Annotated in this window: 16 protein-coding genes; 8 read left to right on the plus strand and 8 right to left on the minus strand. The window is 66.3% G+C overall.

Annotated features, from left to right (window positions below):
- Window positions 1–89 precede the first annotated feature (89 nt).
- Entirely contained in the window at window positions 90–1,718 is a 1,629-nt protein-coding gene (locus tag GV161_RS24405) for an AMP-binding protein (RefSeq protein ID WP_152014507.1), read from the plus strand.
- A 22-nt stretch (window positions 1,719–1,740) separates the two neighbouring features.
- Here GV161_RS24405 and GV161_RS24410 read toward each other — a convergent pair whose 3' ends face one another.
- The 6 genes from GV161_RS24410 to GV161_RS24435 form a co-directional block, all read right to left on the minus strand.
- On the minus strand, window positions 1,741–2,526 hold the full coding sequence (locus tag GV161_RS24410; RefSeq protein WP_152014508.1) for a cyclase family protein: 786 nt from the start codon (window positions 2,524–2,526) through the stop codon (window positions 1,741–1,743).
- A 34-nt stretch (window positions 2,527–2,560) separates the two neighbouring features.
- Window positions 2,561–3,799 carry an SDR family NAD(P)-dependent oxidoreductase gene (locus GV161_RS24415; protein WP_152014509.1) on the minus strand — a complete coding sequence of 413 codons (1,239 nt, stop codon included), beginning with the start codon at window positions 3,797–3,799 and terminating at the stop codon, window positions 2,561–2,563.
- Window positions 3,796–4,980, minus strand: coding sequence for a thiolase family protein (locus GV161_RS24420; protein ID WP_152014510.1), 1,185 nt, complete (start codon window positions 4,978–4,980; stop codon window positions 3,796–3,798). Before GV161_RS24420 ends, GV161_RS24415 begins: the two co-directional genes overlap by 4 nt.
- A 1-nt stretch (window position 4,981) precedes the next feature.
- Window positions 4,982–5,413, minus strand: coding sequence for an organic hydroperoxide resistance protein (locus tag GV161_RS24425; RefSeq protein ID WP_152014511.1), 432 nt, complete (start codon window positions 5,411–5,413; stop codon window positions 4,982–4,984).
- On the minus strand, window positions 5,410–6,225 hold the full coding sequence (locus GV161_RS24430) for an aspartate/glutamate racemase family protein (protein WP_152014512.1): 816 nt from the start codon (window positions 6,223–6,225) through the stop codon (window positions 5,410–5,412). Before GV161_RS24430 ends, GV161_RS24425 begins: the two co-directional genes overlap by 4 nt.
- Before the next feature lie 363 nt (window positions 6,226–6,588).
- Window positions 6,589–7,398 carry an alpha/beta hydrolase gene (locus GV161_RS24435; protein ID WP_152014513.1) on the minus strand — a complete coding sequence of 270 codons (810 nt, stop codon included), beginning with the start codon at window positions 7,396–7,398 and terminating at the stop codon, window positions 6,589–6,591.
- Between the two features lie 100 nt (window positions 7,399–7,498).
- Between GV161_RS24435 and GV161_RS24440 the strand changes: the two genes are divergently transcribed.
- The 7 genes from GV161_RS24440 (at window position 7,499) to GV161_RS24465 (ending at window position 13,739) form a co-directional block, all read left to right on the plus strand.
- Window positions 7,499–8,650 (plus strand): ABC transporter substrate-binding protein, encoded by a 1,152-nt coding sequence (locus GV161_RS24440; RefSeq protein WP_193219538.1) that lies wholly within the window; start codon window positions 7,499–7,501, stop codon window positions 8,648–8,650.
- Window positions 8,651–8,683: 33 nt separating this feature from the next.
- Window positions 8,684–9,727, plus strand: a complete 1,044-nt coding sequence (locus GV161_RS24445; RefSeq protein WP_152014514.1) for a branched-chain amino acid ABC transporter permease — start codon at window positions 8,684–8,686, stop codon at window positions 9,725–9,727.
- Window positions 9,724–11,493: a branched-chain amino acid ABC transporter ATP-binding protein/permease gene (locus GV161_RS24450; RefSeq protein WP_152014515.1), complete on the plus strand. Its 1,770-nt coding sequence runs from the start codon at window positions 9,724–9,726 to the stop codon at window positions 11,491–11,493. Before GV161_RS24445 ends, GV161_RS24450 begins: the two co-directional genes overlap by 4 nt.
- On the plus strand, window positions 11,490–12,212 hold the full coding sequence (locus GV161_RS24455; RefSeq protein ID WP_152014516.1) for an ABC transporter ATP-binding protein: 723 nt from the start codon (window positions 11,490–11,492) through the stop codon (window positions 12,210–12,212). Before GV161_RS24450 ends, GV161_RS24455 begins: the two co-directional genes overlap by 4 nt.
- Window positions 12,213–12,381: 169 nt before the next feature.
- Window positions 12,382–13,191, plus strand: a complete 810-nt coding sequence (locus GV161_RS24460) for an AAC(3) family N-acetyltransferase (RefSeq protein WP_152014517.1) — start codon at window positions 12,382–12,384, stop codon at window positions 13,189–13,191.
- Window positions 13,188–13,334, plus strand: coding sequence for a hypothetical protein (locus GV161_RS30985; protein WP_193219550.1), 147 nt, complete (start codon window positions 13,188–13,190; stop codon window positions 13,332–13,334). The genes GV161_RS24460 and GV161_RS30985 overlap by 4 nt, the downstream gene beginning before the upstream one ends.
- Before the next feature lie 180 nt (window positions 13,335–13,514).
- Window positions 13,515–13,739 (plus strand): hypothetical protein, encoded by a 225-nt coding sequence (locus GV161_RS24465; RefSeq protein ID WP_152014518.1) that lies wholly within the window; start codon window positions 13,515–13,517, stop codon window positions 13,737–13,739.
- A 91-nt stretch (window positions 13,740–13,830) separates the two neighbouring features.
- On the opposite strand, the gene GV161_RS24470 is transcribed toward GV161_RS24465, so the two are convergent.
- Window positions 13,831–14,643: a glycosyltransferase family 2 protein gene (locus GV161_RS24470; RefSeq protein WP_152014519.1), complete on the minus strand. Its 813-nt coding sequence runs from the start codon at window positions 14,641–14,643 to the stop codon at window positions 13,831–13,833.
- Window positions 14,644–14,674: 31 nt separating this feature from the next.
- Window positions 14,675–15,598 (minus strand): response regulator transcription factor, encoded by a 924-nt coding sequence (locus tag GV161_RS24475; RefSeq protein ID WP_159650393.1) that lies wholly within the window; start codon window positions 15,596–15,598, stop codon window positions 14,675–14,677.
- Window positions 15,599–15,672 lie beyond the last annotated feature (74 nt).

Here is a 15,672-nt window from a genome sequence, read left to right on the forward strand (position 1 = left end):
TTCATGCTTGAAGTAATTTGGCAAGTGGCTATCGCGCGTGAGGCAAGATGGCCTTATAGAAGAGGAGCTTCCAATCCGGAGAAAGCTTCATGGACGTTCTTGGCCGCTTCTCGTCGCCGCATGACGCCTTCCAGAACGCCGCTCTCCGATCGCCAGATGCGCCCTTCCTCGTCGCGCCCGCGAGCGCCCAATTGCCTTATGCGCGCGACGGTTTCAGCCTCGCCTACGGCGCGGTCGGAATGCAGGTCGAAGCGGCGAGGGTAGCTTACGTCCGCGCCGGCTACGGGCGTGGCGCGCGGGTGGCACTGTTGCTCGACAATCGTCCCGAGTTCTTCGTGCACTGGCTCGCGCTCAGCGCGCTCGGCGTGTCGATCGTGCCGATCAATCCGGACCTGCGGCCGGAGGAGCTCGCCTACCAATTGACCCTTGCCGATGTCGACCTTGGCATCGGGACGGGAGATCGCATTGCCCCGCTTGCCCGTGCGCCCGAATTTGCCCGTTTCCGGCCGATCGAGCTTGGCGCGCCCGTTCCCGATTGCCGCAAGGCGGTGACGGCGCAGGCCGGCGATCTAGCGGCCGAATGCGCGCTGCTCTTCACCTCGGGCAGCACCGGCAAGCCCAAGGGTTGCATCCTGTCGAACCGCTATTTCCTGCAGGTCGCGCAATGGTATCACGGCCAGGGCGGCATCGCCGCCCTGCGGCCGGAGGGCGAGGTCAATCTCACGCCCCTGCCGATGTTCCATATGAACGCGCTGGGCTGCAGCGCTGTCGGCATGATGGCGCAGGGCGGGGCCGTCGTGCCGCTCGACCGCTTCCATGCCAGCCGCTGGTGGGCGAGTGTCGCCGATAGCGGCGCGACCATCATCCATTGCCTCGGGGTCATACCGGCCATCCTGCTGCAATTGCCGCCGAGCCCGGACGAGCGCCGCCACAAGGTGCGCTTCGCCTTCGCGCCGGGTGTGGATGTGCGCCACCGCGCCGCTTTCGAGGAGCGCTTCGGGATTCGCATCGTCGATGCCTGGGCGATGACCGAGACGGGTGGTGCCGCCGCGACCACGACGGCGCAGGTCCCTTCCGGCTTCGGCGCGCGCTGCATCGGCCAGCCGGCGGCCGGCATGGAATACCGGATCGTCGACGACCAGGGTGGCGAGGTCGCGGCCGGGCAGGCGGGCGAGCTTCTCGTCCGCGCGGCCGGGGCGAATCCGCGCACCGGCTTCTTCAGCAGCTATCTCGACGATCCCGCCGCGACCGAGGAGGCCTGGCAGGGCGGCTGGTTCCATACCGGCGACTTCGTCCAGACCGGCGATGACGGCCTGCTCTACTTCTTCGACCGGAAGAAGAGCATCGTGCGCCGCAGCGGCGAGAACATCGCCGTCCTCGAGGTCGAGTCGGTGCTGCAACGCCAGGAGGGGGTGCGCGCCACGGCCGTGACGCCGGTGCCCGACGAATTGCGCGGCGAGGAGGTCTTCGCCTTCATCGTCGCCGACCCCGACGACCTGGCGGACAGGGCTGCCTTCGCCGAGCGGATCGTGCGGGAGAGCGCTGCCCTGATCGCCTATCACAAGCTGCCGGGCTATCTGGCCTTCGTCACGGAGCTGCCGCTCTCGGCCACGAAGAAGCTCGCGCGCGGCGAGATCAAGCAGCTCGCCGCCAAGGCGGTGAGCGAGGGAAGCGTGATCGACCTGCGCGCCCTCAAGGCCGGGCTGCGCAAGCATTGATGCATGGCGCGAGGGGCGGGGCTCAGGTCGCCGCCCCGACCAGCGCCAGCACGCGCACCGGGCTGCCCGAGCCGTTCACGATCTTGAGCGGCGTCGCGATGATGATCGCGCCGGCCGGCGGCAAAAGGTCGAGATCGCGCAGGCATTGCAGCCCGTAGCGCCCGCCGCCATGCAGGAAATGATGCGCGGGGAAGGGCGGCTCCAGATGCGCGGCCTGGCCCGCATCGGTGCCGATCGTCTCGGTGCCGAAGCCGATGATGCCGCGCTCCTCGACCAGCCAGCGCATCACGGCGGAGTTCGGTCCCGGCGTATGCGGGCCGCCTTCGCCGAGATTGGCATAGTCGCGCCCCTGGCGTTTCGACCAGTCAGTGCGCAGCAGCACCCAGTTGCGCTCGGGAATGCGGCCGTGGCGCGCCTCCCAGGCCTCGACGTCGGCGATGCTCAGGAGGAAGTCCGGATCGGCCGCGGCCTGCGCCGAGCAATCGATGACGCAGGCCGGCGCGATCAGGTCGCGCACAGGCAGGGTGTCGACCGCGTTGTTGGGCAGGTCCTTGCCGGTAAACCAGTGAATCGGAGCATCGAAATGCGTGCCGGTATGCTCGCTGAGCGTGATGTTGTTCCAGTACCAGGCGGGGCCGGCGGCATCATAGCGCGAGATCTGCTCGATCCTGAGCGGCGAAGCCTGGCCGAATTCGGGCGGCAGCACGATCACCGGGAAATCCGGGCTCAGTGTGAAGGTGAGGTCGATTACCTTCACCGAGCCGTCGGCCAGCGCGGAGGCGAAGGTCGTAAGGTCGAAAGCGGCCATGGCAGGCTCCTGTCGAGACGATGAAGGCGTTGAATCAGCCCAGTTCGCGTTCGAGCGCTTTGGGGTTGGCGGCGAGGCGGCGGCGGACATCCTGTGCCACGTCGCCGACGAACACCTCTTCCAGCCCGTTGCGCAGGCCGGAGACGATCGCCTCGGCGACGGCGCGGGGCGCGACCTTGGGCGGCGGCAGGGTCTGGAACCAGTCGCCGTCGATCGGCCCGGTGAAGACGTTCATCACCTTGACCCCGCCGCTGCGCAATTCGGCCCGCAGGCAGTGCGACAGCGAGAGGCAGCCGGCCTGCGCGGCGGCATGGGCGCCGAAGGGCGGCCAATTCGCCAGCGCGTAGACGGAGAGGACGTTGACCCAGGCGGCGGCGCTGTCGACGCCGTCGGCGCCGCGCATGCGCATGACCGGGCCGAAGCTCTGGGCGAGGTGGACGAGGCCCATATAGGTCTCGGCCAGCTCCATCTGGAAGAAGCTGGTGCCCTGGCGGTCGGTGAGCCCGCCCGGCCGCACGAACTCGGCGGTGTTGACGAGGATGTCGGTCTTGCCGGCGATGTCGGCGGCGAGGTCGCGGACCGAGCGCTCGTCGCCGAGATCGAGCGGCACGAGCTTGACGCTGGGCAGGGCGCGCAGCCGCTCCTCTTCCGGGAAGGGCTTCCAGTTCTCGGGCACGCCGACATGGACGATGCGCGCGCCGGCCTTGACCAGGGCGTCGACGGTGGCGAGCCCGACGGCGGAGCGCCCGTTCGTCACCAGGATGCGCCGGAATTTCGGATCGGCGGTGAGTTCCCGCCATTGCCGGTCGTCCTGCATCGCCGGTGTCTCCTGCTGCGGCTTGGCGAAGGCGACCGCCTGTCCGCTCTTGTCGAGCTGAAGCGAGAGACGCACGCGCTCCCCTTCGACGCAATCGCCATGGAGATGGCAGACTATGATCGGGCCGCAGTCCAGCTTGACGATGCCGATGCGCCAGGGCGCCCGCTCGCGGAAATAGACGTCGGCCGGTACGCGCACCACCGTCTCCGAGACGAGCACGCCGTCGGTGGGCGCGTCGGCGAAGGGCAGCTCCGTCGACAGGCATTGCGGGCAGATGTCGCGGGCCGGATAGCAGAAGGTTCCGCAATGGGCGCAGCGCTGCAGGGCGAAGCGGCCCTCCGCAGCGGCGCGCGTCAGCCCGTGCGAGGTCCGGCTGCGGGCGGCCGGCGGCGGCGCGGGCAGCCTTGTCCGGTTGAGCGGATCGCGCTTGCGCGGCGGCGAGAGGGGCTCGGTCATGCCGATGGTCCCGTGAGGATCGCTGCGCCGGAGGAGAGGCCGCGGTCATAGTTGATCATGCCGAAGCCGGAGGCCAGCGCCGTGCGCGCGCCGTCGACCTGGGTCGGGCCGGCTTGGCCCAGAACCTGGCGCAGGGCCTCGGTCAGGCCGAGATAACCGCCGCCGGCACCGGCCTGGCCGACCGAGAGCTGGCCGCCGGAGGTGTTGTGCGGGAAGTCACCGCCGATGGTGAAATCGTGCTCGCGCACGAAGCGCGGGCCCTCGCCCTTGGCGCAGAAGCCGAGATCCTCGAACTGCATCATCACCACGAAGGGATAGTCGTCATAGGTGAGGACGACGTCGATCTCGTCGGGTCGCAGCCCCGCCATGCCGTAGAGATCGGAGACGTCCATCGCCCAGCCGCCACGGGTCTGGACGACGTCCTCGGCGAAGGCGTTGTGGCGCTCGATCGTGCCGGCGATCCGCGCGGTCGGCAGCGTCAGCGAGGCGGCAATGTCCTCGCGCATGACCAAGAAGGCCTCGGCGCCGGCGCAGGGCATCACGCAGTCGAACAGATGGATCGGGTCCGAGATCGGCCGTGCCGCCATGTATTGTTCCAGCGTGAGCGGCGTCTTCATCAGCGCGTGCGGGTTGCGCAGGGCGTTGGCGCGCTGGGAGACGGCGATCCGGCCGAAATCCTCGCGGGTCGCGCCGAAGCGATTCATGTAGTGCCGGGCGATCAGGGCGAAGCTGGCATTGGCGCCGCCGGCGCCATAGGGATAGGCGGCGTCCTGGGCGAAGCGCGAGAAGTTCTCCAGCGTGCGCCGGAAGGTGTCGACCTGGTTGGTGTCGCCGGCGATGCAGGCGACGACATCGGCGTCTCCGGCCTGGACGGCGCGGGCCGCCTTGCGCAGGCCGGAGACGCCGCTGACGCCGCCGAGCGGGATCGTGTCGAGCCAGCGCGTGCTGAGCCCGAAATGCTGGGTCAGTGCCACGGCGGAGTCGGGCTGGAGGGTGAAGCTCGATATCACCAGCCCGTCGATGGCGCGCTTGTCGAGGCCAGAGCTCTCGACAAGCGCCTTCAGCGCCCGGCCGATCCACCATTGCGCGCTCTCGATCGAGTAGCGCTCATAGGGGATGGTCACAGGCGCCGCGACGACGACGCCGTCGTAAGGGCGGCGCAGCCTCGCCGCTTCGCTCATCTCAGACGACCGTCAGTACGACGGGGACATTGCCGCGCGTCGCGTTGGAATAGGGGCAGCGCTGATGCGCGCCTTCGACGATCTCCCGCGCCAGAGTCCGCTCGACGCCGGGCAAGGAGACCTTGAGCTCGACCGCTAGCGCATAGCCGGTGGCGATTGGGCCCATGCCGACCCGGGCGGTCACGCTGGCATCGTCCGTCAGCGGCACCTTGCTGGTGCGGGCGACGAGCTTGACCGCGCCCAGGAAGCAGGCGGCATAGCCGGCTGCGAAGAGCTGCTCGGGATTGGTCCCCTCGCCACCCGGCCCGCCGAGCGCCTTCGGCAGCGACAGCGTCAGGGAGAAAGCGCCGCCAGGGCTGCTCGCCGTGCCTTCGCGGCCGCCGGTCGCAGTCATCTCGGCCTCGAAGAGGATCTTGTCCGGAACGATGGTCATGGGCGGTCCTCGCTCGATGCTGCTGTGATGGAGGCGCCGCCATGTCGGGCGAGGCGGCTGAAATCGTCACGCGCGCGCCGGCTGGCGAGCGCGAAGCTCGAGCCTCTACTCGGCTGCGTACCGTTGAGGCGCTGGAGCTGGACCCACATCTCGGCCGATTTCAGCGCCACGGCGGCGCAATTCACGACCGGCGCATGGGCGACTCTGAGATTGTGCTCGGAACAGAGCAGCAAGCCGGGCAGGACGCCTGCCGGCACCAGCACGTCGCAGCCTGCCTCGATCAGGGGCTGGGCGCAGACGGTGAAATCGGCGAGCATCCTGAGTCTGGCACTCTCGTTGCCGGCGAAGGCCTCTGAGAAATCCTCCGGCTTGCAGCCGAGCCCCACGATGCCGCCGATGCGGCTGCCGAGGCCGTAGCGATCGGCCTGCTCGTAGTGATAGGTCGCAAACACCTTGTCGATCGTCACCAGCCCAAGGCGGCGGCCGAGTTGGGAGGCCGCCAGCAGTGTCGCCTCGCCGGTGCCGACGACAGGGATCTGAAGGGCCGAGCGCAACTCGTAGAGTCCGGGGTCCTGGAAATGGCCCATGACATAGGCGTCGAAGCCGTCATCTTCGGCTTTCAGCCCGTTGTCGATCGCTGCGACGGCACAGCGCAGTTCGCTGAGCCGGCCGAAATCCCGGTCGGGTGGCGTCAGCCCGGTGACATGGACGCTTGTGCCCGGCGCCGCAATCTCGTTCAGATAGGAGGAAAGCTTGCTGAGATAGGGCCCGTTGAGGCTCGCATCGACGAAGCTTTGCCAGAAAATCTTCATGAGCCGCGAGATCCCTCGGGGTGCGGGCATCATCGCTCATGCCCGAATTAATTAAAGCACGAAGAATCTTTCGGTCAAGCGCGAGTGGCGGCGATCCGATGGGCGACGCTCTCCCCTTATGTTCGGTTTGGCCGCGCTGATCCGGCGCGTTTTGCCGCGATCTCATGCGATTTTGCCAGCTTTCGTCAGCTGAGAGATACGGAAAGTCCGCAGTATGACGGTTGACGGATTTTCGAAAGATATTTAGGACATTAAATAATTGCTCCCCGCCGCTCTCTCCGAGGCGAGGCGAGCCGAAGGGGAACGGAGAAGACGATCGTGGCGAGGCTCACTTTGTCTGCTGTAGGCATCCCGTTTCCGGGATCAGCAGCCATGGTCGCGCAGGAAGCCATCGACCTGCTCGGCGAAGATCGCCGGCATCTGGTCGGGGAAGGGCACCTGCGCACCTGGGATGCTGCGCATCACGCTGCCGCAGATCGCAGCTGCGACCGCATTGCCGGATCGGGCATTCGGGTCATTCTCGGGTACCAGCACCAATGTGGGGCAGGCGATCAGGCCAAGCCGGTCTTCCATGCGGTAGCGATTGACGACGCGGTGGCCTTCCACCGCCATCGGCCCGCTGCGCAACGCGTCGGCCATGAAGCGGCCCAGCAGCTCGGTGTCGTTTTCAGGATAGAACGGGCGGCGGCGGTTCCAGAGCTCGGCGAGATGGCTGCCGTCGGCGCGCTCGGTCACGTCGTCGATGACGCGCTGGTTCGCATGGCGCTCTCGGCGGGCGGCGTCGACGAAGGGGCAGGCCGAGAGCACGGCTGCCGCGACGCGATCCGGCGCGCGAGCGGCGATCTCGACTGCGATCGCGGCGCCGGTGTGATGGCCGACGACAGCGAAGCGCTCGACAGCCAGGGCGCTCAGCAGCTCCAGGGCAGCCGCCGCCCAGTCCTCGATGGTGGGCATGCCCGGCAGCGGCTCGGAATCGCCGAAGCCCGGCGTATCGATCGCGATGGCGCGCCGGTGTCCGCCGATCAGCGGCAGGACGTCGCGATACTCGTCCCAGGAGCGCGGGGTCTGGTGCAGCAGCAGGACGGGAAAGCCCGTGCCGCACGTCGCGGCGTGCATGCGGCCATGTTCGACGCCGATGAAGTTGCGTTCAATGATGGGGTCAGTTTTCGGCATGAGAGATGCATTCCGGAAACAAGTGATATTCGATGATAGGTGCGTTCAATACTGCTATTGATCTTCAATAACTGATGTCAACCAGGTGAGGGGAAATAATATGTCACGCTTTGGCAAGGCCTGTATTTCGCTCGCTGCCCTCGCAGCGATGACGTCCGTGGCCCGCGCCGACATCACTGTCGGCTTCGTCACCTCGCTGAGCGGGGCAGGTTCCTCGATCGGCATTCCCTATGGACGCGGCATTGCCGCGGCCTTCGCCTATCGCAGCGAAGTCGCGGGCCAGAAGATCAAGCTGATCCAGCTTGACGATGCCTCCGATCCGTCCGCCGCCACCCGCAACGCGCGCAAGCTCGCGGAGGAGGAGAAGGTCGATATCCTGATCGGTACTGCGACCGCGCCCTCGACCATCGCGATGGCGGCCGTCGCCAGCGAGCTGAAGGTGCCCTTCATCGCCGTCTCGCCGATCCAGCCGACGGCCGACCCGAACAATCAATGGGCGATCGCGATCCCGCAGCCGGCGCCGCTACTGGTCAAGGTGGTGGCCGACCGCATGAAGCGCGACGGCGTCAAGAAGGTCGGCTATATCGGCTTCTCCGATGCTTGGGGCGATCTCGTCTACAACGGCGCCAAGGCCGCCGAAAGCCGCGGTGACATCGAGATCGTCACCAATGAGCGCTATGCCCGCACCGACACCTCCGTCACGGGCCAGATCCTCAAGGTCGTCGCCGCCCGTCCGGACGGCGTCCTTGACGGCGGCTCGGCCACACAGGGCGCGCTGCCGCTGCTGGCGCTGGCTGAGCGCGGGTACAAGGGCAAGACCTACGGCACGACAGCCCTGGTCAATCCCGATTTCGTGCGCGTCGGCGGCAAGGCAGCCGAAGGCATCCTGGTCTCGACCGGTCCGGTCATTGTCGCGGATCAGCTCCCGGACGGCCACTTCTCCAAGGCTCTCTCGGCCTCCTTCCGGGAAGCGTTCCTGAAAGCCAACGCGGTTCCGTCGACCGACGGCTTCTCGGGTTACTCGTTCGACGCCTGGCTCGTGATGCTCGACGCGGTGCCGCGCGCGCTCAAATCTGCGCAGCCGGGTTCGCCCGAATTTCGCACCGAGCTGCGCAACGCCTTGCTCTCGACCAAGGAAGTCCCTGGCGTCCATGCCGTCTACAATTTCAAGCCCGGCGCGACCCACGGCGTCGACGAGCGCAGCCTCGTGATGGTTCAGCTGAAGAACGGGGCCTGGACCTACGCACCCTGAGGCGCGGCCAGGCGAGGATAGAGAACCATCGGCATGACGAGCGATATCGCGGCGATTCTCGCCATCGACGGAATAGCGACCGGCGCCATCTATGTTCTGGTTGCGGTCGGGACGGTGCTGATCTTCACGGTCACCCGCGTGATGTTCATTCCCTTCGGTGACATCGCGGCCTTCACGGCGCTGACCCTGGCGGCTCTCGAAACCGGGCATCTCCCAGGAACGGTCGGCCTCGTCCTGGTGCTTGCAGTGCTGGCCTCGCTGGCCGAGTGCTGGTCGCTGGGCCGGAGCGGGAGGGCGCGTCAGATCCCGAAGGCGCTGGCCTTTTATCTGCTGCTGCCAGTGCTGATCGTCCTGTTCGTGCGGTTGGCCATGCCGCTGGCGCCATCCATGCCGGTCCGCATCGTGCTGGCGCTGCTGCTCGTCATGCCGATCTCGCCGCTGCTCGACCGGATCGTCTTCCGGCCGATCGCGGATGCGAGCGTGCTCCTCCTGCTGATCGTCTCGATGGCGCTGCACTTCGCGCTGGTTGGGCTCGGCCTGCTCTTCTTCGGGCCGGAGGGGGTGCGCACCCAACCGCTGACGGATTCCGCCTTCGAGGTGCTCGGCGTCCACGTCAACGGCCAGACGCTGCTGATCGTGATCGCCTCGATCGTGTTCAGCGGGCTGCTCTATCTGTTCTTCGGCTTCACCCTGACCGGCAAGGCCTTGCGTGCCACGGCGGTGAACCGCACCGGCGCGCGGCTGATGGGCATCCGGCCGGCAAGGTCGGGCACCATCGCCTATCTCGTCGGCTCGCTGATGGCGGGCGTCTCCGGCATCCTGGTCGCGCCGGTCAACACCATCTTCTACGATTCAGGCTTCCTGCTTGGCCTTAAGGCCTTCGTCGGCGCGATCATCGGCGGACTGGCCAGTTATCCCGGCACCGCTATCGGCGCCATCTTCGTCGGCGTGCTGGAAAGCTTCGCTTCCTTCGAGAGCAGCGCGCTGAAGGAGGTGATCGTCTTCTCCCTGCTCATCCCGATCCTGATCTGGCGCTCGATCGTGTCGCCGCATATCGAAGAAGAGGTCGAGGAATGACTCGCGCCCAGCTTGCCACCGTGAAGATCGTGGCCGTGCTGGCGCTCGCCGCGGCGCCTTTCCTGCTCAGCCCGTTCTCGATCACGCTGCTGAACTATGTCGGCATCTACTCGCTCGTCGCCGTCGGCCTCGTCCTGCTCACCGGCATCGTCGGCATCATCTCCTTCGGGCAGGCCGCCTTCATCGGCATCGCGGCCTATGCCACGGCCTGGGTCTCGGCGATCAACGGCCAGTCGCCCTGGCTCGGCCTCGTCCTGGCGATCGTCCTCACCTGCACCGTCGCGGCCGTGCTCGGACTGGTGACGCTGCGCCTGCAAGGGCATTTCCTCTCGCTCAGCACCATCGCCTGGGGGCTGTCGATCGGCTTCCTGTTCGGCAATATCGACGGGCTCGGCGGCTTCAACGGCCTGTCCAACATCCCGCCGATCTCGGTCGGCTCCTATGCGCTGAGCGAGGGCTGGCAGATCTACTACCTGATCTGGGCGTTCGTGGTGGTCGTGCTGATCCTGCTGCACAACCTGCTGAACTCGCGCCTCGGCCGGGCCATGCGCACCATGCGCGGCGGCAAGACGCTGGTCGAAAGCCTCGGCGTCAGCGCCTATTGGGTCAATCTCACCGCTTTCGTCATCGCCGCCTTCCTTGCGGCGCTGTCGGGCTGGCTCTACGCCCATCTCAGCCGCTTCATCAGCCCGACACCATTCGAGCCGCTGGCCGGCATCGAATACCTGATGATGGCGATGATCGGTGGTGCGACCAGTCTGCTCGGCGGCATCGTCGGCGCGGCGGTCATCATCTTCCTGAAGAACGCGGTGCAGGACTATCTGCCGCTGATCGCCAAGGGCGCCTCGGGCCAGCTCGAGATCGTCGTCTTCGCCAGCATCTTCATTTTGTTCCTGCAGCGTGCGCGGCAGGGCATCGTGCCGTTCCTCTCGCGTTTCCTGCCTCAGCCGCAGCCGAAGCGCCCGGAGCCTGCGCCGCCCCTGCCGCTGCGCAAGCAGCCGGCGCCGGGCGAGGTGCTGCTGCAGGTCGAAGGCGCCGAGCGACGCTTCGGAGGGCTCATCGCCGTCAACAAGGTCTCGTTCGAGGTCCGCGCCGGCGAGATTCTAGGGCTGATCGGCCCCAACGGCGCCGGCAAGAGCACGATGTTCAACCTGTTGACGGGTGCGCTCGCCTGCAACAGTGGCAAGATCGTCTTCGCCGGCCGCAACATCGAGCGGCTCTCGCAAGCGAAGATCGCGCGTGCCGGCATCGCCCGCACCTTCCAGCATGTGAAGCTGCGCCCGCGCATGACGCTGCTCGACAACGTCCTGCTCGGCACGTATTCGCGGACCAAGGCTGGTCTCATCTCCGGCGCCTTCCGGCTGGAGCGGCAGGAGGAGGCGAGCGCCCGCGCCGAGGCGATGCGGCAACTTGAACGCATCGGCCTCGGCGATAATCCTTTCGAACTCGCCGGCAACCTTCCGCTCGGCAACCAGCGGCTGCTGGAGATTGCCCGTGCATTGGCGGCCGATCCGCTGCTGCTCGTCCTCGACGAGCCGGCAGCCGGCCTGCGCCGCAACGAAAAGCAGAAGCTCGCCGAGCTTCTCGCCAATCTGCGCCGCGAGCATGTCACCATCCTGCTGGTCGAGCACGACATGGAATTCGTCATGAACCTCGTCGACCGCATCGTCGTCATGGATTTCGGCACCAAGCTCTGCGAGGGCGATCCGGCCGCGATCCGCAACGATGCCCGCGTGCAGGAAGCCTATCTGGGGAGCACGGTCTGATGGCGCTGCTATCCCTCCGCAACGTCAGCGTTTCCTACGACAAGGTGGAGGCCGTCCGCGGCGTCTCGCTGGACGTCGAGGCGGGCCAGATCGTCTCGGTGATCGGGCCGAACGGAGCCGGCAAGACGACGATGATGCTGGCGACCATGGGGCTTCTGCCGTTGGCTGGGGAGGTGACCTTCGAGGGCTCCAGCCTCACCGGGCTCGACGTCGAGGAGCGCGTCGAGCGTGGCATCTGTCTCGTGCCGGAAAAGCGCGAGCTGTTCGCCGACATGTCCGTCGCCGACAATCTGATCCTCGGTTCGTACAGCCTGAAGGACCGCTCCGGCGTCGATGCGGCCCTGCAGCAAGTCTATCAGCGCTTCCCGCGGCTGCAGGAGCGCCGGCGTCAAAAGGCCGGCACGCTGTCGGGCGGCGAGCGCCAGATGCTGGCGCTGGGCCGCGCCCTGATGGCCAAGCCGAAGCTGCTCATCCTCGACGAGCCGAGCCTGGGTCTGGCGCCGCTCATCGTGCGCGAGATCTTCAGGACGATCTCCTCCCTGCGCGAGCTCGGCGTCTCGGTGTTGCTGGTCGAACAGAATGCCCGCGCCGCACTCGAGACCGCCGATTACGGCTATGTGCTGGAGACCGGCGAGATCGTCCAGCAGGGCAAGGCAGATACCTTGATCCACGATCCAAAGCTCATCGCCGCCTATCTTGGGGGCGGCGAGGGGCACTAAAACCGTTGCGCCGACTTGCCAACGCATTGCTGGAATGCGCGACAGCATTCATGGCCGACAAAAACCCGAGTTTTGTCGGTGAGGGCGAGAGTTTCGCTGACTCGATTGCCAGAGGCGGCTGGCACTTCCGCCCGGGAAATCAGCCGGCGGCGTTTCCAGGGATATCCGGATGACCGAAGAAGAGCGCATCGCCAGAAGCGCAAGGCCTGTCACGGTGGCAAGCCTAGGGGGAGACCTGCTGTCGCTGGGGGTAGCACGTGGAGACACGCTTCTCGTCCACGCCTCCCTCAGCTCTCTCGGCTGGGTGAATGGCGGGCCGGTCGCGGTGATCCAAGCTCTGCTTGAAGCGGTCGGGCCCGAGGGCACCATCGTCATGCCGGCGCAGTCGGCGGACCTGACCGACCCTGCCAACTGGGGCGCTCCACCCGTTCCGGCGTCATGGCATCAGACGATCCGCGAGACGATGCCGGCTTACGATCCCGGCACGACGCCGACGCGGGACATGGGCAGGGTCGCCGAGCTGTTCCGTGGCTGGCCCGGAACCCAGCGCAGCGATCATCCGTCGGCCTCGTTTGCGGCGCTGGGCCCGCTCTCCCGGCAGATCATCGGCCATCACGATCTGGCCGATCCGCTGGGGGAGGGCTCGCCGCTCGGCGTGCTCTACCGCCTTGATGCCAGGGTCCTGCTGATCGGTGTCGATTTCGACAAGTGCACCGCCTTGCATCTTGCCGAGCGCCGGGCCTGGCCCGACCGGCCGAGGATCACCGAGGGTGCGCCGCTGATGCGCGACGGGCAGCGGCAATGGGTCGCCTTCGACATCCCGAGCGTAATGGATGGTGCTGCGTTTCTGCCGATCGGAGCGAGCGTGCTGCGATCGGGAATGGCCACTGCGCGTTCGCTCGGTGAGGGCCGAGGAATCCTGGTCAGGATGCGGCCGCTCGTCGATCACGCCGTCGAGCTATGGACCTCCGGCCGGTGAGACGCCTTGTCATCGTTGCGATCCTCGCCGGATTGGGCTGCCTGGCCGTGTTGCTTGCGGCTCTGGCCCTTTCCGGCTTCGCCGATGTGCCGTGCCAGGACAGCAGCTGGGACGCGGCGAAGAAGACGTGCATCCCCTATTGAGAGCGAGCGGATGAGCAGCAAAATCCTCAACGTTTGTTGCGGGTGAGGCAGTTGCCGCGCCGTTCGCCGGGGCGACGCGGTAATCCCGAAGGGACGGCGGGGTATCTTCCTGCTTCGTTGCTAATGCCTCTGTCGGCGCTAGCGTGACGTGCAGAAGCCATTCGCCGAGAGGCGGTTCAGATGGTCATCACGCTCGTCATCTTCGCGGCTTATCTGGGTATCGCTAGCCTGATCGCGGTCAATTCGGTTCTCGAAGCCGAGCGCGATCGGCTCACCGCGAAAGACATCCTCGTCGTCGCTCTGGTCTGCGCCTTCTGGCCGCTCGTCGCCTGTGTCCTGCTGCTGGCACAAGGACGACGGAAGCTCGGTCTTGGGCAGCGCCAATGTCTGCCCACGATGCGCTGACGCTTCAGCGCCGGACAACCGGCATCCCGGCGGGCTGGAATGGCCCGTCGGGATGTGGTTTGCCAGAGCAGCCGACCTGGTGACTGGTGGATCAGAAATGCGCCTTCGGCTGAAGCTTCAGCGTCGCGCGCGTCGAGTCGGCCACCTTCGACAGCAGCCAATCGGGATTGCCGAGATTGAAATAGCTCTTCAGCAGGACCCGCCAGAACAGGCGCTCCGCCTGCGATGAAGGCCCGTGCTGGGCGTAGACCTTCGCGCATTCGGCGGCGGTGCGGCTGCCATGGATCGCGCTATTGTTGACGCCCGTCCGTCGGAAGCAGGCGATCGGCTGGGTGATCCGGCCATAGGGTTCCTTCACCAGGGCTCGGCAGAACATGTCGTAGTCGCCGGCATCTCTGTAGGCGATGTCGAACCCGCCCAGTTCCTCGAAAAAGGTCCGGGAGAAATAGGTCGCCATGTGCATGATCGGATTCCAGCCCAGGCAGACGAGCATGGCAGGCGTCATCCAGTTCGGGGGCGCCGCGAGCCCGCCGAGGCCGTGTCCGTTCGAATCGATCCATCGGATCGCGCCGACCACCCAGCGCCGGCGGGTCTTGCGGTAGGCGTCGACGACAGCCGCCGCCGCGCCCGGGAGCATCACGTCGTCGGCGCCCAGGAAGCCCAGCAATTCGCCCGAGGAATTGAAGGAGCCCTTGTTGATGGCGTCGAAGATGCCGCTGTCCTTGCCCTGCATCACCTTCAGTCCGTAGCTGCGGGCGAGCTCCACGGTTCCATCGGTGCTGCCGCCATCGACGATGACGTGCTCGATCTCGATCCCGCGCGTCGCGTTCCGGCGCGCGGATTCGATGCATTCCTTGAGATAGTCGACGGCGTTCAGCGTCGGGGTCACTATTGTCACGATCATTGGCGCAGTTCCGCTGCTGGAGCCGGTGCGGTCAGACATGCCGAGGCGCGATCGCCATCTCGGGCCTCGCGGGGATGATCGGCATCGGCGCCGCTTCCGCGGTATCGGCCTCTTCGACGACCGGAATCCGGGTCACCGCGTTCTGCATGGCCCACATCGCGGCCTGGGTCCGGTTCCTGACCCGGACCTTCCGAAGGATCGCCTTGACGTGCACCTTCACGGTGGCTTCGGCGATCTCCAGTTTGCGTGCGATCACCTTGTTGGACTCGCCGAGCATGAGACCTTCCAGGATGCTCACCTCGCGGGCCGAAAGCCCCTGGAACGGGGAGCCGTCAGCCCGGCGTTGTACGCCCTGCAGCAGGCGCTGCGGCTCGACCGCGACCTCGGAGAGTTGCGACAGCAGCTCGGGCGGAAACACTGCGCCGTTGGCGATGACGACTTCCAGCGAGGTGATGAGATCTTGCGCCGAGACGGACTCGACGAGATAGCCGACCGCACCGAGCTGCATCGCGCGATGCATCAACTCGCGGCTGCCACGCAGGGCGAGCGCGACGATCTTGGCGCTCTTGAACTGCCTCTTGATGTCGCCGACGATAGAGCAGGACATGTCATCGATCACGACGATGAAGAGGTCCGGTGTTTGCTGGCCGATATCGTATCGGTGAAGGTCGAGACTGGCGGTTCGCTGGCTTACGTGGAAGCGAGCACCATCCAACAACTTGGTTATGCCTTCGCGCAGAAGGGCATTGTCGCTCAGTACAGCGGTCTCGATGATGTCTGACATCGGTACTTCCCTCTTACTCGACACAAAACTGGGGTGGCGGACGCAGCGAGGCGCATATCGCCCAGTCGCGTCAGCGGAGGTATTCCGTAGCGCTGTTTGAGAAATTCCGAGATGAAGCAGGCGGTGACTAATCCGAAACGGCCACAAAGTGACACTGAGGGATGCAAACACCCTGAATGTCATCGTTAATAATTAGTTCATTCGGATGTAGTCGTCTTGTCAGGAAAAATACGATCCCGTCAGGA

It is taken from the genome of Bosea sp. 29B (assembly GCF_902506165.1).
Lineage (GTDB): Bacteria > Pseudomonadota > Alphaproteobacteria > Rhizobiales > Beijerinckiaceae > Allobosea.